Below are 22,212 nucleotides of genomic sequence, written 5' to 3' on the forward strand. Positions count from 1 at the left end.
ATTCATACTCCTTTTCAACAACGACTACTGTCCAAGTACAGCAACGCCGGGCAGCTCTTTGCCCTCGATCAGCTCGAGCGATGCGCCACCGCCCGTAGAGATGTGGGAGAACCCAGCCTCATCGAGGCCCAGAATGCGAACAGATGCTGCGGAATCGCCGCCACCGACCACCGTGAAGGACCCGTTGTCCTTCGTAGCAGCGATCATTGCTTCAGCAACGGCTTTTGTGCCAGAGGCGAACGCTGGAAACTCGAAAACGCCCATTGGCCCGTTCCAGAACACGGTCTTCGAGCTCTTCAGCGCCTCACCATAACGCGCGGCAGTCTTCGGGCCAATGTCGAGAGACATCCAGCCTTCCGGAATAGCGTCGGCCGCGACGGTCTGCTTCTCTGCATCCTTTGCAAACTCAGACGCTGCGATCAGGTCCTCAGGCAATAGCAGCTTGTCGCCGAAACGGCCGATGAGGTCCTTGCAGGTCTCAATCATGTCTTCCTGCAACAAAGAGTTTTGAACGTTGTAGCCCTGTGCAGCCAGGAAGGTGTAGCACATGCCGCCACCGATAATTACCTTGTCGGCCTTCGCCGCAAGTGCCTCGATGACTCCCAACTTGTCGGAAACCTTCGAACCGCCAAGCACAACAACGTATGGATGATCTGGAGCATCCTTCACCTTGCTCAGAGTCTTGACTTCCTTCTCGACGAGGTAACCAGCGTAGGCAGGAAGCTTCTTAGCAACGTCGTAGACGGAGGTTTGAGCGCGGTGTACTACACCGAAACCGTCAGAAACAAACGCGCCGTTGTCCGCAGCTAGTGCTACAAGCTCAGCTGCGAACTCAGTGCGCTCAGCCTCGTCCTTCGAGGTCTCGCGTGGGTCAAAGCGTACATTCTCGAGAAGCAGAATCTCGCCACCGGTAAGCCCATTTGCCCGCTCATGTGCATCCTCACCAGAAACATCACCGGCGAGCGCTACGAACTGACCTAGGCGCTCACTTAGGGCTTCAGCCACTGGCTTCAAGGAGAACTTAGGGTTCACTTCCCCCTTTGGGCGGCCGAGGTGAGCCATGACAATGACTTTCGCGCCACCTTCCAAGAGCGCCTTCAAAGTTGGCAGTGATGCGTCGATACGACCAGCATCGGTAATATTGCCGTCCTCATCAAGCGGAACGTTGAAGTCAGAACGGACCAGGATGTGGCGATCTTCGACGCCTTCATCCAGAAGCTGTTGCAGCGTTTTCATTGTCATGGGACTCTCCTCAGTTGACTGTTGTTTGCAGTAGTTTTCTTTTCAAACAGTAGCGAAAGAAATGGCCCGAAGTGTGCGTACTGCACACCCGGGCCGTTCTAGGTCTTATGCCAAGTTATCCGCGACGTGCTTCGTCATGCGGACAAACTGAGAGGTGTAGGACCACTCGTTGTCGTACCAAGCAATCAGCTTGACCAGGTTGCCGTCGATGACGCGGGTCATCCCAGCATCGAAGATGGAACCATGGGTGTTGCCGATGATGTCGGAGGAAACGATTGGATCCTCGGTGTACTCAAGCGCCTTGCCAAACTCTGGGTCCTGAGCAGCCTTCTTGATTGCTGCGTTCACCTCATCAACGGTGACGTCCTTGCTCAGCTCGACGGTCAGGTCGGTTGCGGAACCGGTGATCGTTGGCACGCGCATTGCGAAGCCATCCAGCTTGCCCTCAAGTGCAGGCAGAACCAGGGCAACTGCCTTAGCAGCACCCGTCGTCGTTGGGACGATGTTCTGAGCTGCTGCACGGGCACGACGCAGGTCCTTGTGAGGTGCGTCCTGAATGCGCTGGTCGCCAGTGTAAGCGTGAATGGTGGTCATCAGACCGGACTTGATGCCGAACTGCTCTTCCAGAATCTTCGCGACTGGTGCAAGGGAGTTCGTGGTGCAAGATGCAGCGGAGATAATCTGCTGATCATTGCTGTAGTCGGTGTGGTTGACGCCCCAGACGTAGGTGCCATCGACGTTCTTACCCGGTGCGGAGATGATGACCTTCTTAGCGCCAGCCTCGATGTGAGCCTTTGCGTCATTGCCATCGGTGAAGCGGCCGGTGCAATCAAGGACGATGTCGACGTTTGCGTCGCCCCATGCGAGCTTGGATGGGTCCTTCTCTTCGGTAACCTCGATGCGGTGACCATCAACGGTGATGGAGGACTCGTCGTACTCAACGTCGCGGCCGAGCTGGCCATACGCTGTGTCGTACTTGACAAGGTGGGCCAAAGTCTTGTTGTCGGTCAGGTCATTAATCTTCACGACCTCAAGGTCGCTCGAGTACTGATCCAGGATGATGCGGAATGCCGAGCGGCCGATACGACCAAAGCCATTAATGCCAATACGAATAGTCACAGTCTTTACTCCTCTATGTCGGAAATTGTTGAGACTTGCTGATGGGCCGGTACCAATCTCTTTCCGTTCTCGGTGAGCTCCTTGGTTCAGCCCGTTGCTCATCAGTTTAGCGAGAGATTTCAACATGTGCATGGCCACGATGCCGCAAGAGACGCCCTAAAGGTGCATCACCAAAGAGACGGCGAAACCGGGGGTATCGTCTCATAATTTCACCAAGCATGAATGTCTGTTTACCGCCAAAGCCACACCTAATGCGACTCAAACAACGACAAAGGTAATCTCTTTTACCCCCGCGGGGCGTATCTGGCGAAGCTGCTTGTGCGCTATCCCCCGGAATTGTGATGTTGCACACAGGACGGTCTGGGAGCGCCCCAGAACGCTCTATGTTGCCTTCGTGTCTTTACCGCGAGTGTTCGCTATACCGAGCTCAGCAGCCCGCTTGTCAGCAAGGGACAACAGCCGACGAATTCGCCCAGCGACCGCATCCTTCGTCATCTGTGGGTCAGCCAACCGGCCAAGTTCTTCAAGCGAGGCTTGCCGGTGCTCAACACGCAGGTATCCGGCTTCGGCGAGATGCTCAGGCACATCGTCGCCGAGGATCTCCATCGCACGTTCCACACGCTGAGCGGCTACCGTCGCAGCATGTACGCTTCTGCGGGTGTTGGCGTCGTCAAAAGTTGCCAACCGTTGACCGCCACGCATCTGCGCTTGCTTCTCCCGAAGTTTTGCGTCCCACTCCAGGCGAGCAAGAGGCGCACCCATTCGACTGAGAAGCACCCCTATCGTCTCCGCATCACGGACATGTACACGCTCAACACCGCGAGTCTCCCGCATTCTGATGTGGCACCCAAGACGACGCGCTAACCCCACTAGGGCAAGCCCAGCTTCCTCGCATGGGCACTCGACCTCTAAAGCGGCAGTTCGGCCCGGCTCTGTGAGCGCTCCCCTAGCGAGGAACGCACCCCGCCACGCGGCTTCAACTTCAGCAATTTCTCCCGAAACGATTTGCGGGGGCATACCTACCACGAGATGACCAGACTGCGTCCGAAGATTTAGACGCCGATACAGCGCTTCAACACCAGTATCTAGACGTACTTCGTATTTCGTTTCCTTTGTCGCCGAGCCAGGTGAAACCACGGCGAACTTTGGTGAGCTCATGAAAAGAGTTTCAAGAATCAGGATTAAGCGACGTGCCACCGCCTCTTCCGCGAAATCCGCAATCATAGTTACCCCGTGGATTGAGGCGTCAAGTTTTCCTGCAAACCGAACTAACGCGGATGCCTCGGCGGCCGCGGCAGACTTCGCTCCTATTGGAGTTCGAAGCAGCTCTTCTTTGGTTTTGGCGGTCAGCGACACCGAGTGATCCTTTCTACAAAAACATCGGTGGATTAGTGTAGCGCACGTTATGCGTGAAAATCACGAACGAGAGATAGCAGCTCATGTGCAAGCTTGCGTGGATCATGCCGGTTTGTGTTGCGGTGCTGATCATCAACTTCATGAATATCTCGGAACAGTACAGTTGCACCAACTCGATCCGCGGCGCGCCCAAGATGAACGCGTTCGCCCTCCGTCGGGCTAATTGAGTTATCAGCCAGGAACACATCAACATGCAGGTTCGGAGCGTGCTGCTCGAAGACATGAATATGGCGTTCCGTGCTAAATCCCGGTGTCTCTCCTGCCTCCGGAGAAAGATTCAGCACTACAACTACCAACGCGGACGTCTCATTCAACGCGCGGACAATGTCCGGAACGAGTAGATGCGGAATCACCGACGAAAACCACGATCCAGGCCCGATTGTCACCACTTCTGCGTCCATGATCGCCTGCACTGCTTCGTCGGTTGCGGGAGGATTGTGGGGCAAAAGGCGGACGCGTCGCACAGTTCCGGGTGTGGTGGCAACGGCAACTTGACCGCGAACAGAACGCAAAACACGGGGGTCGTCGTCTAACCCCGCGACATCGGCCTCAATGTCGAGAGGCATAGGACTCATAGGAACAACCCTGCCCTGTGCGCCTGTCCATGAGCCGATGACGTCCAACGCTTGCTGAATATCGCCGAGTTCCTCGCTTAGTCCGGCAAGGAGCAGATTGCCAACTGCGTGCCCTGCCATCGCTCCATTTCCGCCAAATCGGTGTTGTAATGTATCTCTCCACAGAGCGCCATCTTCGTCATCCGCGGTCAGGGCTGAGAGCGCCATCCGCAGGTCACCAGGCGGAATGATATCCATCTCACGGCGTAGCCGACCGGATGAGCCTCCGTCGTCAGCAACTGTTACCACGGCGTGGATGGCTCGAGCCTCAGCCGCCCGCGCCGCCAATAGTGTTTGGTATAAACCGTGCCCTCCCCCAAGGCAAGTAAATGCAGGTCCCATAATTTAATCAGTGCTTCTTTCCAACGATAAAGAGCAGCTAGTTGCGTTCCAAGTCACGGTGCAAGACGTTGACGTCCACGTCATCGGACTCTCGAAGCCTGCGTACAATCTCCTCCGAAATTGCGACTGACCGGTGGTGCCCGCCAGTGCAGCCGATCCCAACAGTGATAAAGTCCTTACCTTCATGACGGTAGCCCTTGAGCATATCCTTCAGCATTGTCAAGAAGTTATCGACGAATGCCTTCGCTCCAGGCTGCGACAGAACATAGTCTGCGACTGGTGCATCGATACCTCGAAACTCCCGAAGCTCGGGGATCCAAAACGGATTTGGCAAAAACCGTACGTCCAACACTAAATCCGCATCACGAGGGGTCCCGTGTTTAAACCCAAACGACTCCACGGTGACGTGCTGTTTCGGTGCAGAGAGGTCGCCAACAGAGGCCTCAATCGACCGACGCAGGTCGTGAACTGAGAGGTGTGTCGTATCAATAATGAGATCTGCACGCTCCCGAACCGGGGCGATCTCCTTTCGCTCCCGTTCGATCCCCTCTTTCAGCGTGTCATTGCCCTGCAACGGGTGCGTACGTCGCACACTGTCGAATCGGCGGATAAGGACTTCATCGCGGGCGTCGAGAAATAAGATGAACGGAGATAGGCCTTTTGCCTCAATCGCCTCAATCGTCTCCATTAACGAGCCATTGAACATCCTGGCACGTACATCAGTGACTACAGCGAGATGGTCAACGGGGGAATCGTCCGCAGTTGACATCTCGACAAGATCGAGAATGAGCTGCGGAGGCAGATTCTGGGAAACGAAGTACCCCTTATCTTCAAAAACTTTCGCGGCAGTCGACAAACCACCACCAGAAAGCCCGGTGATTATCACAGGGCGACGAGATTCGGATGCAGGTAATAAAGGCGAAGTCATAGGCCCATACTAGCTAGGCTTCGACGTCCTTGTGTAGGTGCTCGAAAATCGTCTCTGCCAACTTCGGCCCGACCCCCGCTACCTGCTGCAATTGCTCAAGCGAAGCCTTGCGAATCTGTTTGACACTGCCGAAATGCTTCACCAGTTCTTTTCTCCGAGCAGGCCCCAGCCCCGGTACGTTGTCCAGTACTGATGCTCTCATCCGTTTCGAACGCTGCTGTCTGTGATAGGTGATCGCGAAGCGATGAGCCTCGTCTCGTATCTGTTGCAGCAGGTACATACCCTCGCAGTTTCTGGGCAAAATGATTGGTTCATCGTCATCGGCAACCCAGATTTCTTCCAGTCGCTTTGCCAGCCCGATGAGCTGCACATCCACGATACCAAGCTCATCAAATACCGCCTGCGCTGCGTTTACCTGTGGTTTTCCGCCGTCGACGATAAACAATTGTGGTGGATAGGCAAATCGTTGATTGCCGGTGGAAGCGACCTCACTCGCCTCCTCCGCAAACATCATCTTGCTTACTTCTTCGTCGGGATTGGCGAGTTTGTCCTCGTGGTAGCGCTTAAACCTCCGTCGAGTGACCTCAGCTATCGATCCAACATCATCGGAGCGCCCATCGCCGGCTGCTTCTTTAATTTGGTATCGCCGGTAATCGTTCTTCTTCGGCAGACCATCTTCAAACACAACCAGCGACGCCACAACGTCTGTGCCCTGAATATGAGAAATGTCGGTGCACTCAATTCGTAACGGAGCTTCATCCATGCCAAGCGCCGACTGAATATCCTGCAATGCCTGTGAACGGGCAGTGAGATCGCCTACGCGTTTCAGCTTGTGCTGATGGAGTGCTTCAGCGGCATTGCGGTGGACTGTCTCCAGCAACGCTGCTTTGTCGCCACGTTGCGGCACGCGGATGTCAACCTGCGCACCTCGAAGCTGTGTCAATAGCGTAGAGACGTCGGCCAACTCTTCTGGAAGTTCCGCAACAAGGATTTCACGCGGCACCGGAATACTCGGCACCGCTTCGCGATGCGATTGCTTATCGACGCCCCTTCGTCGGAATTGCTCTGTAATCTGTAGGTCTTCTTTTCGCTCCTGGGCGTCACGCTCAACGGCATCTGAGTAGTACTGAACCAGAAAGTCCTGCATCAGTGTGGGAACTGCAGGGTCCTTTTCCCCCTCTTCTAACCGGTCCAAACTGCCGGGTTCGTCGCCGGTCTTCTCAACGACCCAGCCTCGCTGGGCACGAATGCGACCACCACGAACGTTAAAGATTTGCACAGCTGCTTCCAGCTCATCGCTGTCGATAGCAATGATGTCAGCATCCGTATCGCTGCTGAGCACTACGGCTTGGCGCTCCATCACTTTGTCCAGTGCGCCAAGGTCATCGCGAAGACGCGCTGCCTTTTCAAACTCGAGTTCTTCTGCCGCAGTAGCCATTTGCTGCTTGAGGGATCTGACAACGTGCTCTGTTCGTCCGCCCATAAACGAGAGGAACCCGGCAACAATCTCGTCATATTCCTGTTGATCAACACGTTGTACGCACGGTGCCGAACACTTATCGATGTAGCCCAACAGGCATGGTCTCCCGAGCGACTCATGTCGATTAAACACACCGTTCGAACAGGTACGAATCGGAAACACTCTCGTCAATAGATCAAGCGTTTCGCGTACGGCCCACGCGTGCGAGAACGGCCCAAAGTAGCGGACACCTTTTCGTTTCGGCCCCCGGTAGAAGAATGCCCGGGGGTAGCGCTCTTTCACGCTCACAGCGAGCATGGGATACGTCTTGTCATCCCGGTACATGACGTTGAACCAGGGATCGAATTTCTTGATCCACGTGTACTCAAGCTGCAGCGCCTCAACTTCGCTCGCTACAACCGTCCACTCCACGGAGCTGGCGGTAAATACCATCTGGCGCGTTCGCGGATGGAGCTGCGCCGGTGGCTGGAAATAGTTGCTGAGTCGAGCTCGCAGGTTCTTCGCCTTACCGACGTAGACGACGCGACCATGAGGGTCGCGAAACTTATAAACACCTGGGTCGGTGGGGATCGTCCCTGGAGCCGGACGGTAGGAAGTGGGATCAGCCAAAACGCTCCGCGCTCCCTATTCTGACGGCATGTACTTAGCTTCGAGCTCGCGGAACTCCGCAACTGCATGCAACGCTAGCTCTTTATCTGCAGCCTGAATCGCCCACAGTGGAACGTATTCAAAGTCTGGAAGCTCTAGCCTGGCCATTCGGGCGCCCTTTGGGAACGAAAGCCCATAGATAACTAGCCAGGGGTAAAATCGCGTCCCGATAATGTTGGCTACCTCGACACCATCCTCATTGACCTGGACGCACGGCCGCGTCAACACGAGCCAGGTCAGAATCGAGAGGATGATACCGACTCCAACGAAAGCAAACTTGTCGAGCCACGTAATTGTGAGGCCCGAAAATTCCACGTCAACGACGGCGGCCATGAAGATGTGCACGGCCATCAGCACAAGAATGCATACAGCTGCGACTTTCTTCAGAAATGGGGACCGAATCGTCAGCTCCCACGGCTTAGTCGAGATCGAAGCGTGTGGGTCTAGTGCGTTGAGGTATGCAAGCTCCGCTTCATCAATCTTGCGTGCAACCGACTGTTCTTCGCTCACTACTCTTTACTCCTCGCTGCCGTAGCACACGCTACGTTCTTTCAGTTATGAATGTTTCTTCGGGGTCGCTCGGACTTTTTCAAGCTCGATGAGGGCACCGATTGCTGCCTGCACGGCTTCCGCGCCCTTGTCTTCCTTCGCGTCCTCTCCACCAGCACGCTCGTAGGCCTGGTCTTCTTCTTCGACGGTGAGTACTCCGTTTCCGACGGGCGTTGATTCGTCGAGTGCGATGCGGGTCAACCCTGCGGTCACCGAGTCACAAACGTACTCAAAGTGCGCCGTCTCACCTCGAATTACGCACCCTAGCGCTACGACAGCGTCGTAACGCTGAGCACAGGCCTGCACCACAACCGGCAATTCTAACGCGCCAGCGACGGTAAATTCCGCATACTTAGCACCCATTTCTCGGGCAGTCGAGATCGCCCGGTCCCGGAGACGCTCCACGATTTTCTGGTTCCACAGTGTCGAAACAATGGCGACTGTATAGCCCTCGCCACTTATCGTCTGCGCATCAGGTGCACCGACACTTGCCATCTAATCGTCCTCCTGCTCAGTCCACGAAGCAGCCAACGGGAGATCATGCCCCATGCGCAACTGCTTGGTTTGTAAATACCGGATGTTCTCGTGAGTAGGCACAATTTCGATTCGAGCCCGCTCTTTCACGATCGGACCGAAGCCGCTGAGCGCTTCCACCTTTTCCGGATTATTGGATAACAGTGTAAACGAAATGATACCAAGGTCTTTCAAAATCTGTCCGGCAACCGAATACTCTCGGGCATCGACGGGCAGCCCCTGCTCAAGGTTGGCATCAACGGTGTCAAGGCCCTGGTCTTGCAGGCGATAGGCCTCGAGCTTGGCGAGGAGTCCGATACCGCGCCCCTCGTGCCCGCGAACATACACGAGCACACCACAACCCTTTTCCTGAATCCGGCGCATGGACTCATGGAGCTGCGGACCACAGTCACACCGCTTTGACGCAAAGGCATCCCCCGTTAAGCACTCGGAGTGAACCCGCACAAGTACATCGTCACAGTTCGCGACGTCCCCAACCACCAACGCTATGTGCTCGGAACCATCAATGCGATTCCGATAGCCGTACGCGGAAAACGTCCCGAACTCTGTTGGAAGTGTGGTTTCTACCGTGCGTTCGACTGACATCTCGTGGCGACGTCGATACGCAATAAGCTGCTCGATGGAGATCATCTTGAGACCGTGCCGGTCGCTGAACTTGCGCAGTTCATCAAACCGCGCCATATCCGTCGGATCCTCCTCGGACACAATTTCGCAGAGCACACCGCACGGAGTAAGTCCTGCCAAGCGCGCGAGATCGATTGAGGCCTCGGTATGTCCATCCCGCGTGAGCACCCCTCCCTTGCGTGCGCGCAGAGGCACGATATGGCCCGGACGAGTGAAGTCGTGCGGCCCGTACTTCGTATCGACGAGGCGTCGAATAGTCTCAGCTCTCGATGTTGCGGAAATACCTGTCGATCCTGTCGCTGCATCGACAGTGACCGTATAGGCGGTACCTCGTGCATCTTCGTTGTGCGCCACCATCGGTGGCAACTGCAGTTCATCTGCGCGCTCGTCCTCGAGCGGGACGCAAATGTATCCGGAGGTGTATCGCACCATAAACGCTACGAGCTCTGGGGTTGCGAACTCGGCGGCGAAGATGAGGTCCCCCTCGTTCTCCCTATCCTCGTTGTCAACAACAACGACTGCTTCACCGCGAGCAATAGCTGCTACTGCATCTTCGACGGTGTCTAGCTGCGAATTACGTCCAACGGAGTCCTGAGGAGCATTCATGGAACCCAATGTTAGTGCCTCACCATGTTCTCAACGTATTTGGCAATGATATCGACTTCGATGTTGACCGAATCGCCTGATTTCCATGAACCTGCGGTCGTCGCCTGTAGGGTCGCAGGGATGAGCGAGACTTCAAACCAACCATCTCCTACTGCAGAGACGGTCAACGAGATCCCGCTGATCGTGATAGAGCCCTTTTCCACCACGTACTTTCGTACTTTTTCAGGGAGCGAAAACCGCAGTACGTCCCAGTGCTCACCAGGCGAGCGATGTTGAAGTGTCGCCACTGCATCGACGTGCCCCTGCACAATGTGACCACCAAGTCGGTCTCCCACTGCTAGTGCGCGCTCAAGATTGACCAGGGTTGCTTCCTTGTATTCACCGATACGGGAACGACGCAAAGTTTCAAGCATGACGTCTGCAGTAAAAGAATTTTCTGTGGCCTCAACTACTGTGAGACACACCCCGTCGACAGCAATCGAGTCTCCAAGTTCCACTCCTGCAAGTACGGTCTCTGCGCCGATACGGATCCGAACTGCGTCGTCGAGTGGCTCGATTGACGCCACCGAACCAACTTCCTCAACCAGTCCTGTAAACACTATGCAGTCTCCATTTCTATCAATACGTCCTCGCCAAGTTGGTGCACGTCGCAGATCTTAAATTCGAATGCGTCGCCTATCGTACGCGCCAGTGCAGCGTCCAGCACCGAGCGACCTTGGCCTAGCAGTTTTGGCGCAATATATGCTTGCACCCGGTCGACAACACCGCGGGTAAAGAAGCTGCTGAGGAGATTCGCTCCACCCTCAACAAGTACGTCACGGCAGCCAAGTTCCCAAAGTTCTGCGCATGCTGCCTCAGGGGTCGGATACTGCAAAAAGCCTAGCTCGCGTAAGTTTCCTTCGGGCACTTCTCTCGTGCCGATTACAACGCGGCGAGGCTGGTGCGGATACAGGCTTCCATCCGGTCTACGCGCGGTGAGCGAAGGATTGTCAGTGATCGCGGTTCCGGTCCCAACGATGATGGCGTCGCGTTGAGCGCGGTCACGGTGCACGAACTGGCGCGCCTCAGGTCCGGTAATCCACTTGCTGGAGCCGTCAATCGCTGCGGTGAACCCATCCAACGTCATCGCAAACTTCGCGGTCACGCTGACCCGATTGTGGCGTATGGAGGAAATCCAAGGCTGAAGGGCTTCAACGCGGTAAGGCTCGAAGCGGACGTCGATACCCGCGGCTTCAAGCCGCTGAGCACCGCCTGTAGCGAGAGGATTCGGGTCAGCCGTGAGATACACAACCTTGGCAACACCCGCAGAAATCAGTGCCTCTGTGCACGGGCCAGTTCGTCCAGTGTGGTTACACGGCTCCAACGTGACAACGGCTGTAGCGCCTTCTGCACGAGCTCCTGCCTTACGAAGTGCTTGAACCTCCGCATGTGGCCCGCCGACGGGGGCCGTCGCACCGGTAGCGACTAGAACTCCGTCTGGGCTATACAACGCACATCCAACTGGTGGATTGGGACTCGTAGTCCCGCGGACTGCATCCCCTGCTGCGATAGCTGCTTCGATCACGCGACGCCAGCCGCTTCCTTTGCCATCCGACGCAGCGTATCTACTGCTTCAGCGGGATTATCTGCGCCGAATACTGCGGATCCAGCCACGAAGGCGTCCACACCGGCCTCGGCCGCCTGAGCAATTGTGGAGTTGGCGATGCCACCATCGATCCCAATTACCGTGGACAAGCCAGCAGCGCGAATGTGGTCACGCAGGGTAAACACCTTCGAGAGCACTTCCGGCATGAACTTCTGTCCGCCAAAACCGGGCTCCACACTCATCACGAGCACTTCCTCGAAATGCTCAAGATCGTCGAGGTATGGCTCGATTGGTGTGCCCGGTTTAATAGCAAATCCCGCCTGCACGCCTAATTCACGGCACTGCTTCGCAGCAGCGACGTGGTCATTCGTTGCCTCGACGTGGAAAATCATTCGATCACCACCAGCGTTGGCATAGGTCTCGAACCACTGCTCAGGTTCCTCGATCATGAGGTGCATGTCGAGAAACTGGTCGGTCACCCCGTTGACTGCTTTGGTCACATCCGGACCAAAAGAAAGGTTCGGCACAAAATGACCGTCCATGATGTCTACGTGGAGCATGTCGGCGTTCGGAACTTTCTCAACATCTTCGCCGAGAGCTGCATAGTTCGCGGCGAGGATGGACGGCGCAATATAAATCATGCCTCTACCCTAGTGTTTTCTTGCGAAGAACTGCGAAGAACATTGCGTCAGTTCCGTGGCGGTGTGGCCACATCTGCACACTACGATGTGGACCGACGTTTTCCATTGGCGCAACAAGTTGCTGTGCGTCGCACTCCTCGACTTCGCCTGTGGCCAGCACAGCGTCAACGATGCCTCTGGTCTCCCGAATATCTGGCGAACATGTCGAGTACACGATTACGCCACCAGGTTTTGTCGCAGTAATGGCTGTGTTGAGCAGCTTGAGCTGTAGCTGGGTGAGCGAAGCGATATCTGACTCGTGCTTCGTCCAGCGTGCTTCAGGCCGACGCCTCAACGATCCGAGGCCGGAACAGGGGGCGTCGACAAGCACTCGGTCGTATCCAGACTCGAGCTCAATGGTTGTCGCGTCCCCTGTGCGAACACTGACCGGCAAACCTTTCGTCGCCTTCTGCACAAGCTCCGCACGGTGAGGCGCAACCTCGACTGCATCAACGCGTGCACCATCAATTGCCGCCAAGGAACCGATGAATGCAGCCTTGCCACCCGGGCCTGCGCAGAGGTCCAACCAGCGTCCCTGGTCGTCAGCGACGGTCGCTTGGACAAGTGCCCGTGCTATCAACTGAGAGCCTTCGTCTTGTACCGCTGCGAAACCATCACGTACCGGCTGCAGCTCACCTGGGTTCCCCTCAGGCAAATACACGGCATACGGGGAGTACTTGCCAATGTCGCCACCAGTGATGAGTGCCAACTCCTCCGCGGAGATCTCGCCGGGCCGTGCGACAAGATGCACGATGGGACGCTCCGAGTCAGCTTCGAGGGCCTCGGCCAGCTCCGGATCATCTGCTTCAACCCCTAACGCCGTTGCAAAAGAACGAGCAATCCAAACAGGATGCGCGTGCTCGAACGCGATGCGCTCCAGTGGCTCATTGGGCTTGCAGGTGTCTATCCAGTGCTTCGAGGGTTGCCGACTCATCGTTCGCAGCACCGCATTAACAAAACCTTTCGCGCCCTGTTTCCCAGCGCCGATAACCAAGCGCACAGAAGTATCAACCGCGGCATGCTGCCCGACTCTGGTGTACAGCAACTGGTAAGCGCCTAATCGCAGAGCTGCGCGTACCTCAGCATCGAGATCAGCAATAGCGCGGCTCGAGCACTCCTGAAGAACTGCATCAATCACTCCGAGCGATCGCAGTGCTCCATACGTCAGCTCCGTGGCAAATGCAGCATCCTTGCCGCGCACCTTGTGTTCACGGAGTATTCCTGGCAAGACCAAGTTCGCGAACGCCCCGTCTATGTCGACGCGCATCAGCGTCGACCACGCTGCCTCACGAGCAGGGTCACCAATATCAACCTTTGGCGCTTGCTGGTTGGTTCGCTTTTGCGCAACCTTCGCCGTCTTCTTGCTTACCGCGGCAGGCTTACGACGCCCCGCAGACCGGGATCGGAACCCTCCGCTCATACAAACTTCACCCCTGCCTCAATAGTCTCGGTTGCGAGCCCGCGCCCCCACGCATCTGCAGCCATACGCTTCTTCCCAGGCGGTTGTATCTCTTGCAAGATCACATCGACTGTCCCAGTCCCAACTCGCACCCGATTCTTTTCGACGGCCACTTCGCCCGCGCCAAGCGTATCCGAGTCACCAATCGACACCGGCCCGATTTTGACACGCTGCTCACCGAGCATTGTCCACGCACCAGGTCCTGGCGTGTATGCGCGGATCGTACGATCAACTACTTCGGCGTCACAATCCCACTGAATCCGAGCATCCTTGCTCTGAATTTTCGGGGCATACGTGCCATCCATGGGCTGGGGTTCCGGTACTATGCTGCCACTGGCGAGACCATCCATCGTGGCAACAAGCAAGTCAGCACCCTTGTACGCAAGCCTGGTCAAGAGATCGTCCGCGGTATCGGTAGGCAAAATCGCTTCCTCAAACGTAGCCAGAACTGGACCTGTATCGAGTCCCTCATCGATGCGGAATGTCGTGGCACCGGTCGTCGTCAATCCCGACAAGATTGCAGCCTGGACTGGAGCCGCTCCCCGGAGCTCAGGCAAAAGCGAGAAGTGGAGGTTCACCCACCCGTGCTGAGGCAAGTCGAGCAGCTCAGGCGGAACAAGGTTGCCGTACGCTACGACGGGAATCGCATCTGGAGCAATCGCACGTAGACGTTCGACGATTTCTGCATTACCACGCAATGTCTTCGGCTCAAGTACTTCAATGCCATGCTCAAGCGCAACTTTCTTAACGGGCGACGGGTGAAGCGTCCGCCCCCTCCCCTTCGGCGCGTCAGGGCGCGTGAGCACCGCAACTACTTCATGCTCTGAATGAAGCAACGCCTCCAGCGCCACGACTGCAGGTTCTGGCGTCCCAGCAAACACAATACGCATTACCGTTCCTTCCACCACGTTGATGTTCGAACTTGTGACATAGCTTGTTTCTTTTCTTCCGCAGACAGACGCTCCAAGAACACAACGCCGTCAAGGTGGTCAGTCTCGTGCTGAATGCACCGCGCGAGGAGTCCTGTTCCCAGAATCGACAACGGATGTCCCTCTGCGTCGACACCGTTGCAGACTACGGAGCGATATCGCTCCACATCGGCCCTAACACCGGGAATGGACAGACACCCTTCAGTACCCAGCTGACTATCCCCAGAAAGCGGCGACCACGACGGGTTCACAATGTGTCCCCGAAGCCCCTGGCAATCGAAGACGAACACCCTCTGGCTGTGGCCAATCTGATTTGCAGCCAAGCCAACACCACCTGCGTTATCCATTGTGTCGAACATGTCATTGACCAGCGTGCGAATCCGAGCGCCAAACTCAGTAACCTCTTGAGCTACTTCATTGAGCACAGGATCCCCGAGCAATCGAAGCCTGCGAACTGTCATGGATCGATAGTCTACCCACCTCTCGGCTCCACGGGCGCAACACTATCCAATATGCAGAGGGTCAACCTGCACCCGCAGCGGTAAATCCTGCTTGCGCGTCGCTCTACTGATCACTCCAGCCCGTAAAGCACGACCTAGCTCATTCCGTTCTTGCACTGCGCACCTCACCAGCATGCGCTGCGCAGGGCCGAACTGCTGCTCGTCCCAAGTGCCAGGTAATGAGACCCCGCTCGGTAAGTCGACAGGCCCCAATAACTCAGCAGCTAAAGGAAGCGTCGTATGTGCGAAAAAATCTTCCAAAGCGACACGTGGTGCGTCCACCACTGCTACGTGAGCAGCTGGCGGAAACGAAACCTCTCTTCGATGTCCAAGCTCAAGCGCCGCATAGCCGGACGGATCCCAGCGCAGGAAGAACTGCACAACCGCAATTCCCGGATCAGCGGTCACGACGACCTCCCCGCCGCGTTCATGGGGCTCAACCAGCGCTGCAGCCGCTATCCATCTCGAATATGTCTCTTCAGCTGCTCGCAAGTCTGGACGTTGCAGCAGCGCCCACGCATCCATCAGCACCGCTGCTCCGTACCCGCCTTCCACTACGGGTTCCGCGCCGGGCGTGGCTACAACAAGCTGTGCCTGAGGCTCAACCTCAGCGAGTACCTTCTCGCCCGAGGAGTTCCGCACACGAACATGAGGAAATGCTCGGCCAAGCTCCTCTGCCGTCCGGTCTGTGCCCAATACCACTGCGCGCAGCTTTCGCGAACCACATGCAACACAACTATAAGACGGATCTATGCGGCCACACCACCGGCAGGTTGGTGCGGAGGCATCCCCACTTTGTGGCAACTCGAGCGGTCCATTGCACGCACGACACCGCGACGGAGTGCGGCAACCACCGCAAGCCAGCGCACGAATGTATCCAGCACGAGGCACCTGAAACAGCACCGGGCGATTACGCTCAAGAGCCCGCTTTGCTGCTTGGAACGCCGCAGAAGGAAGCCTTGCTTGCCTTGCACGTGGGTCACGTTCTAGTGCGATGTCGGAATCCCCCGCTGCATAGATCCGCGGCATCCGCTCTCGAATCGTGCCTTTCGACGCCTCCAACCCATGCATCCAACCCGATTCGACCAGCATTTGGGTTTCTGCAGTTCTTGCGACACCACCGATGATTAAAGGGACGTGCTCAAGCGCGGAGCGCGTCGTCAAGACCTCGCGAGCATGCACATACGGCTCACGCGGATCAACAAGATTGTCGTTGCCGTCATCCATGAGCACAAGCAGTCGAAGATCCTGTACCGGCGCAAACGCGGCAGAGCGAGTCCCCACCACGATTCGGGCCTGCCCATGCAATGCCGAAAGATATCGTGAATACCTTGCCTGCGGACCCTGTGCAGAAGTGAGCGTGCTTATCTGCCGAGGCCCGACCACCTTCTTCAACTGTGCTTCGAGGCTATCTACATCTCGCTGGTCCGGTACGACGATGAGTGCTCCGCCACCGTCAAGCGCGACTTTTGCAGCCAAAGCAGCAACAGGACCTGCCCACGGAGCACCTGGTGCAACCTGCCACGCTGCTCGCACTAGCTTTCTGGCAAGCACAGCATCGACGAATGATTCACCGTATTGATATGTACTCCATCCCGAAAGATCTGGCTCGGTGGCCGCACCAAGCTCCGCCCAAGGTGTAGAAGTGTCTGTCTCTTCAGCTTTCTTATGCCGAGGAGGGATCGCTGAGCGATAGATATCAGACCTGACGCCGGCATAGCGCTCAGCGAGTGCGTCGACAAGCTGGCGTAACTGGATTGGAGCGACGACCTCCGATGAAATCACGCGCTCGAGGAACCGCAAGTTACCTACATGCTCAGGGGCCTCCGTCCGGCCAAGAATCAACCCATCAACAAGTCGACCAGCGAACCGCACCCGCACCCGCGTTCCCGGCTGCGCATCTTCTGACTGCTCCTCAGCTACGTAGTAGTCAAAGGTGCGGTCTAGATGTGCCAACCCAAGCTGGGGTAGCACCTTGGCGACAGGAAGGAAGGTTGCGGGCTGCTTCGACATTCAGCCGTGCCTTATACCCCTGCTGCAGCGCGCAGGTCATCTACCTTGTCCAAACGCTCCCACGGCAAGTCGACATCCGTGCGTCCAAAGTGACCGTACGCAGCCGTTTGGGCATAAATTGGGCGAAGCAAGTCAAGTTCTTTGATGATTGCAGCCGGACGAAGGTCAAAGACCTTCTCCACAGCCTGCTGAATTGACTCGTTCGTCTGTCCTTCAGCTGCGGTGCCAAACGTCTCAACGTAGAGGCCAACCGGGGTTGCTCGCCCAATCGCGTACGCTACCTGCACCTCGACGCGGTCTGCTAAACCAGCTGCACAAATATTCTTGGCAACCCAACGAGTTGCGTACGCAGCAGAGCGGTCAACCTTTGATGGATCCTTGCCGGAAAACGCACCACCGCCGTGCCGTGCCATGCCACCATATGTGTCTACGATGATCTTTCGCCCAGTCAACCCGGCGTCTCCCATCGGGCCCCCAAGCACAAACGAACCCGAGGGATTAATCAGCAGCTTGGTGTCATCCGTGTAGAACTCCTCTAACCCAGCGTCAGCGATTACCCACTCGAGCACATGGGTACGGAGCGCGTTCTCGAGTTCCTCTCCGACGAAGTCCGGGTCGTGTTGCGTGGAAATAACCACGGTATCCAGTGCCACTGGGGTGTCGCCGTCGTAAGCGAACGTCACCTGAGTCTTACCGTCCGGGCGCAAGCCCACGACGGTGCCCATCTTTCTCACCTCGGTCAAGCGTCGCGCAAGTCGGTGCGCAAGCGCAATTGGTAGCGGCATGTACTCTTCGGTTTCATTCGTAGCGTAACCAAACATCAGCCCCTGATCACCAGCACCTGTCTGGTTGAGCGCTTCGATGGTGTCGTTCTCGCGCGACTCCTGAGAAAAACTAACGCCGTCCGAAATTTCAGCAGACTGATCGCCGATGGCGATGTTCACTCCACACGTACGGCCATCAAAGCCCACCTCCGACGAAGAAAACCCGATTCCGACCAACTTGTCGCGGACAATCTTGGCGATGTTTGAGTAAGCCTCGGTTTGTACCTCACCCACCACGTGCACCTGACCGGTCGTCACTAAGGTTTCTACAGCGACACGCGAGGACGGATCCTGCTTGAGCATGTCGTCCAAAATCGCGTCCGAAATTGCGTCGCAGATTTTATCGGGGTGACCTTCAGTCACCGATTCACTGGTGAATAAACGGTAGTACGTACCAGTATCACGTGTAGACAAAGCGGTCTTCCTTTTGCTCTTTCGTTCCTACAGAGAATGGCCAGCGAAGACGTACCATCGCCAACCGTTGATGCAATGCACTTTAGAGTAGACCACTCGGTCTAATAACTCAAACGTCGTTTCTACATGTGGAGTGACTCAACCTTATCCAGCAGGTGCACTGCAACTTCCAGCTTTGTACCATGCGGAATCGCCTGTTCCCGACCCGAACTATCAAGGAACCACCCCTGATTGTGTGCCTGACCGAAGACAGCTCCCTGCGCCACCGAATTCACCATCAGACCGTCCACTCCCTTGCGCTGCAGCTTGCGCCGGGCGTTCTCAAGTTCGTTATCGGTCTCCGCAGCGAACCCAACAATCGTCGCAGAGGTAAGCCCCTCTTTCCTCATCTCACCAAGTCCCTGCAAAATATCGGGGTTTGCAACCAGGTCCACCTGAGAAAGCTCTTGACTGTTATCATCTTTCTTCAGTTTCTTCTGCGCCGCATGCCGTGGCCTCATATCAGCTACAGCAGCAGCCATAACGATGATGTCGGCTTGTGGAGCAAGGCTGCGCATCGCCTCATTCATCTGGAGAGCAGTAGTGACACGATGTATCTCGGCACCAGCGGGGATGCTCAAGTGGTCAATGGCACCCGCGACGATATCAACATGGGCACCTCTTTGTGCTGCAATCTCTGCCAGAGCAAAACCTTGCTTGCCGGAGGAATGATTCCCCAAGAATCGGACAGGATCAAGTGGCTCCCGAGTGCCTCCGGCACTGATCAACACTCTTTTGCCCTTGAGCGTTTGCTCAATTGGCCCGGTAGCAGCCACGGTCTCTGTCAGCTTGACAATCTGCGAGGGGTCGAGAAGCCGACCTGCCCCACTGTCCTTGCCCGTCAGCCGCCCATGCGCTGGCTCCAGTACGGTGTACCCCCGAGAGCGAAGGACCGACACGTTGTGTTGCGTAGCGCGATTGTCCCACATCTCAGTATGCATTGCCGGAGCGAGCACGACAGGACACGTTGCCATGAGCAGTGTGGAAGTTAAGAGATCATCAGCGCGCCCACTAGCCACGCGCGCCAGAAAGTCTGCAGTAGCAGGAGCCACCACAATGACGTCCGCATCCTGCCCGATTCGTACGTGCTGCACCTCATCAACGCGCGAAAAAACATCAGTGTCTACCGGAGCGCCAGACAGCGCCTCAAAAGTGGCCGCACCTACAAACTTCAAGGCGTTTTCTGTCGGAATAACCCGTACTTCAACCCCTTGCTCGCGAAATCCGCGAACAATCTGACAGGCTTTGTACGCTGCGATACCGCCCGAAACGCCAACGACTACCTTGCTCACTTCGTTCATAGCAAAAGAGTGTACGCAAAACCCCGCAGCCGCTTCCATTAGGGAGCCGCTGCGGGGCAAGTGTGTGATATGAGGGTGCGGGGAGTTACATGCCCTCTTCGTGCTCGAGCAAACTCGAGTTGATCTCACGAAGCGCGATCGAAAGCGGCTTCTCACCCGGCTCCGGCGTCACCAATGGCCCGATGAACTCAAAAACGCCCTCGTCTGAGTTCTGGTAGTAGCTGTTGATTTGGCGGGCGCGCTTGGCCGCAAAGATTACCAAGGCGTACTTCGACGAAACCTTCGTCAGTAGCTCATCAATCGGGGGTGCGGTAATACCATCAGGGGTGTCGTATGCTTTTTCTTCCGCGTCGCCCGCAGGGCCATCTTGCAACAGATCGCTGTTGATCGTGCTCAATTCAACCTACTTCTCGTTGTACTTCAATTAATTGTCAGTGTCTCGGCCGTCAGACCCCACAAGAAGGTCCACTATAGCAGCGACAGCGTCATCGATGTTGTCATTGACCACGACGTTGTCGAATTCGTCCTGCGCCGCAATCTCGTTGCGGGCAGTTTCCAGACGACGCTCGATCACCTCTTGCGTCTCCGTGCCCCTGCCAGTGAGTCGCTCTACAAGAATTTCCCACGACGGCGGGGCCAAGAAAACGGTGGCCGCCTCTGGCATCAAGCCTTTGATGTTTCGAGCTCCAACCAAGTCGACTTCGACGAGGACTGGCCGACCAGCCTCCAACGCCTCGCGCACTGGAGAAGCTGGAGTACCGGAGCGCTGGAGCCCTCCATGGATATCTGCCCACTCAAGCATCTCGCCCGAATCAATCTTCTGTTGGAACTCATCAGGCGTAACAAAGAAGTAATCCTTGCCGTCCTGTTCGCCCGGCCGAGGTGCGCGCGTTGTCATTGAGACAGAGAAGTACAGTTCAGGAACTTCTGTGCGCAAGCGCTGCACAACGGTTGACTTCCCTACCGCTGACGGGCCGGCCAGAACTACGAGATTACCGCGTGAAGTGGGAGTCGACACTGGATTAGTCCTCGGAGAAACCAAAGCGCTCAAGCAGGGCACGGCGCTGACGGTCACCCAGACCGCGCAGACGACGCGTCTGTGCAATCTCAAGCTCTTCCATGATCTCGCGAGCCTTCACCTTGCCAACCTTTGGCAGAGCCTCCAGGAGCGCAGAGACCTTGGTCTTACCGATGATTTCATCGGTAGCTGCCTTCTCCAAAACCTCAGCGAGGTTCGTGTCGCCGCGCTTCAGCGAAGCCTTCAGCTCTGCACGCTGCTTACGCGCTTCTGCTGCCTTCTCAAGTGCTGCCTTGCGCTGCTCATCGGTCAACTGTGGAAGTGCCACGGTTTCCTCCATGTAGATAGTAGTTCTATTGCTCCAGTGCTTTGGCACCGGACCGCGATTTACCAGCCCCGATAGTACCGGACTAAGCAAGCGGCTCCGAGCCAGTGTAGCACTAGGAAGTTTTCTTCATGATGTATTGCATGGCGTTTAGCCACGTCAACGCATCGACGCAACTAAACTACCAGCAATTATGCAATCTGGTAAATACGAGCTATCTCTATTGCCAATTCGCCTGGTCAACGGCACGTTTTCGCAGTTCATCTGGGTCCGGACCAGCAGTAAGAATCCCACGTGACATATTGGGATAAAACTGCCCAATTCTCTTCCCCGCGATCTCACGAACGTCGTTAAAGCTAGCCCCTTGTGCGCCAACGCCTGGCATAAGGACTGGCCCAGTAAACCTCGAAAGATCAAGCGCGTATGAGAGCGTCGCCCCCACCACAATCCCCACATCTGAACGGTGCGTGCTATTCAGCGCCTCACAGGCATCAACCATCTGCTGCGCAATTGTTACACCGTCTATCTGTTGAGATTGGAACTCCAGCGCCTCCGGGTTCGAGTTAGCAGCCATAACAAATACTCCTTTCCCATACTCGAAGGCAGTGTTGATTGCAGGGGCAAGGGAACCAACGCCAAGAAACGGAGTCAGCGTGAGGGCATCCACTTCTAGGGGCGATCCCGGTCGAAGCCAAGCGTCGGCATACCCTTGCATTGTCGAACCGATATCCCCTCGCTTCGCATCTGCTATCACAAGCGTTCGTGACTCCCGGAAGCGTTGAATGAGTCGCTCTAGGACGCGGAAGCCTGCGGATCCAAATCGTTCATAGAACGCGACCTGTGGCTTGACCACAGCTGCATGGCCAGCAAACGCCTCAACACAGGCATCGGAAAACGCGGCAAGGCCATCTACGGTATCTGGGAGACCCCACTGTTCAAGGATCTGTGCATGCGGGTCGATGCCCACACACAGCTGCCCGTGTTCACGGGCAGCACTGTGCAAGTCGAGCGCAAAGGACACGG

Annotated in this window: 22 protein-coding genes; all 22 read right to left on the reverse strand. The window is 56.4% G+C overall.

Features of this window, described 5'->3' with window-relative positions:
- Positions 1-24: 24 nt before the first annotated feature.
- Entirely contained in the window at positions 25-1,242 is a 1,218-nt protein-coding gene (locus KBP54_RS06120; protein WP_070362423.1) for a phosphoglycerate kinase, read from the reverse strand.
- A gap of 105 nt (positions 1,243-1,347) precedes the next feature.
- Entirely contained in the window at positions 1,348-2,361 is a 1,014-nt protein-coding gene (gap, locus tag KBP54_RS06125; protein WP_070362422.1) for a type I glyceraldehyde-3-phosphate dehydrogenase, read from the reverse strand.
- Between the two features lie 381 nt (positions 2,362-2,742).
- A complete protein-coding gene (gene whiA / locus KBP54_RS06130) occupies positions 2,743-3,717 on the reverse strand; it encodes a DNA-binding protein WhiA (RefSeq protein WP_070362421.1) in 975 nt (324 codons plus the stop codon).
- Positions 3,718-3,764: 47 nt separating this feature from the next.
- Complete coding sequence (locus KBP54_RS06135) at positions 3,765-4,733, reverse strand: gluconeogenesis factor YvcK family protein (protein WP_070477072.1); 969 nt, start codon at positions 4,731-4,733, stop codon at positions 3,765-3,767.
- Between the two features lie 37 nt (positions 4,734-4,770).
- Positions 4,771-5,661: an RNase adapter RapZ gene (gene rapZ / locus KBP54_RS06140; RefSeq protein ID WP_070477070.1), complete on the reverse strand. Its 891-nt coding sequence runs from the start codon at positions 5,659-5,661 to the stop codon at positions 4,771-4,773.
- A 13-nt stretch (positions 5,662-5,674) separates the two neighbouring features.
- Positions 5,675-7,750: an excinuclease ABC subunit UvrC gene (gene uvrC, locus KBP54_RS06145; protein WP_070362418.1), complete on the reverse strand. Its 2,076-nt coding sequence runs from the start codon at positions 7,748-7,750 to the stop codon at positions 5,675-5,677.
- 15 nt (positions 7,751-7,765) lie between these two features.
- Complete coding sequence (locus tag KBP54_RS06150; RefSeq protein ID WP_070362417.1) at positions 7,766-8,299, reverse strand: PH domain-containing protein; 534 nt, start codon at positions 8,297-8,299, stop codon at positions 7,766-7,768.
- A 45-nt stretch (positions 8,300-8,344) separates the two neighbouring features.
- Positions 8,345-8,833, reverse strand: coding sequence for a 6,7-dimethyl-8-ribityllumazine synthase (ribH, locus tag KBP54_RS06155; protein ID WP_070362416.1), 489 nt, complete (start codon positions 8,831-8,833; stop codon positions 8,345-8,347).
- A complete protein-coding gene (locus KBP54_RS06160; RefSeq protein ID WP_070363512.1) occupies positions 8,834-10,102 on the reverse strand; it encodes a bifunctional 3,4-dihydroxy-2-butanone-4-phosphate synthase/GTP cyclohydrolase II in 1,269 nt (422 codons plus the stop codon).
- Positions 10,103-10,113: 11 nt separating this feature from the next.
- Positions 10,114-10,701 (reverse strand): riboflavin synthase, encoded by a 588-nt coding sequence (locus KBP54_RS06165; RefSeq protein ID WP_070362415.1) that lies wholly within the window; start codon positions 10,699-10,701, stop codon positions 10,114-10,116.
- Positions 10,701-11,663, reverse strand: coding sequence for a bifunctional diaminohydroxyphosphoribosylaminopyrimidine deaminase/5-amino-6-(5-phosphoribosylamino)uracil reductase RibD (gene ribD, locus KBP54_RS06170; RefSeq protein ID WP_143000882.1), 963 nt, complete (start codon positions 11,661-11,663; stop codon positions 10,701-10,703). Before ribD ends, KBP54_RS06165 begins: the two co-directional genes overlap by 1 nt.
- Complete coding sequence (gene rpe / locus KBP54_RS06175; protein ID WP_070362413.1) at positions 11,663-12,328, reverse strand: ribulose-phosphate 3-epimerase; 666 nt, start codon at positions 12,326-12,328, stop codon at positions 11,663-11,665. The genes ribD and rpe overlap by 1 nt, the downstream gene beginning before the upstream one ends.
- A 4-nt stretch (positions 12,329-12,332) precedes the next feature.
- Positions 12,333-13,787, reverse strand: coding sequence for an RsmB/NOP family class I SAM-dependent RNA methyltransferase (locus tag KBP54_RS06180; protein WP_070362412.1), 1,455 nt, complete (start codon positions 13,785-13,787; stop codon positions 12,333-12,335).
- A complete protein-coding gene (gene fmt / locus KBP54_RS06185) occupies positions 13,784-14,716 on the reverse strand; it encodes a methionyl-tRNA formyltransferase (protein ID WP_256005032.1) in 933 nt (310 codons plus the stop codon). The genes KBP54_RS06180 and fmt overlap by 4 nt, the downstream gene beginning before the upstream one ends.
- Entirely contained in the window at positions 14,716-15,216 is a 501-nt protein-coding gene (gene def, locus KBP54_RS06190; RefSeq protein ID WP_070477062.1) for a peptide deformylase, read from the reverse strand. Before def ends, fmt begins: the two co-directional genes overlap by 1 nt.
- A gap of 42 nt (positions 15,217-15,258) precedes the next feature.
- Positions 15,259-17,268: a primosomal protein N' gene (locus tag KBP54_RS06195; protein WP_256005033.1), complete on the reverse strand. Its 2,010-nt coding sequence runs from the start codon at positions 17,266-17,268 to the stop codon at positions 15,259-15,261.
- Positions 17,269-17,279: 11 nt separating this feature from the next.
- A complete protein-coding gene (metK, locus tag KBP54_RS06200) occupies positions 17,280-18,506 on the reverse strand; it encodes a methionine adenosyltransferase (RefSeq protein WP_070362408.1) in 1,227 nt (408 codons plus the stop codon).
- A gap of 122 nt (positions 18,507-18,628) precedes the next feature.
- Complete coding sequence (coaBC, locus tag KBP54_RS06205) at positions 18,629-19,846, reverse strand: bifunctional phosphopantothenoylcysteine decarboxylase/phosphopantothenate--cysteine ligase CoaBC (RefSeq protein ID WP_256005035.1); 1,218 nt, start codon at positions 19,844-19,846, stop codon at positions 18,629-18,631.
- 85 nt (positions 19,847-19,931) lie between these two features.
- Complete coding sequence (gene rpoZ, locus KBP54_RS06210; RefSeq protein ID WP_256006621.1) at positions 19,932-20,234, reverse strand: DNA-directed RNA polymerase subunit omega; 303 nt, start codon at positions 20,232-20,234, stop codon at positions 19,932-19,934.
- A gap of 36 nt (positions 20,235-20,270) precedes the next feature.
- Positions 20,271-20,864, reverse strand: a complete 594-nt coding sequence (gmk, locus tag KBP54_RS06215) for a guanylate kinase (RefSeq protein WP_070362405.1) — start codon at positions 20,862-20,864, stop codon at positions 20,271-20,273.
- Between the two features lie 4 nt (positions 20,865-20,868).
- Positions 20,869-21,192: an integration host factor, actinobacterial type gene (gene mihF, locus KBP54_RS06220; protein WP_070363511.1), complete on the reverse strand. Its 324-nt coding sequence runs from the start codon at positions 21,190-21,192 to the stop codon at positions 20,869-20,871.
- Positions 21,193-21,409: 217 nt separating this feature from the next.
- Entirely contained in the window at positions 21,410-22,210 is an 801-nt protein-coding gene (gene pyrF / locus KBP54_RS06225) for an orotidine-5'-phosphate decarboxylase (protein WP_256005037.1), read from the reverse strand.
- Positions 22,211-22,212: the final 2 nt, after the last annotated feature.

This window comes from Corynebacterium pseudogenitalium, from assembly GCF_024453815.1.
GTDB classification, from domain to species: Bacteria; Actinomycetota; Actinomycetes; order Mycobacteriales; family Mycobacteriaceae; genus Corynebacterium; species Corynebacterium pseudogenitalium.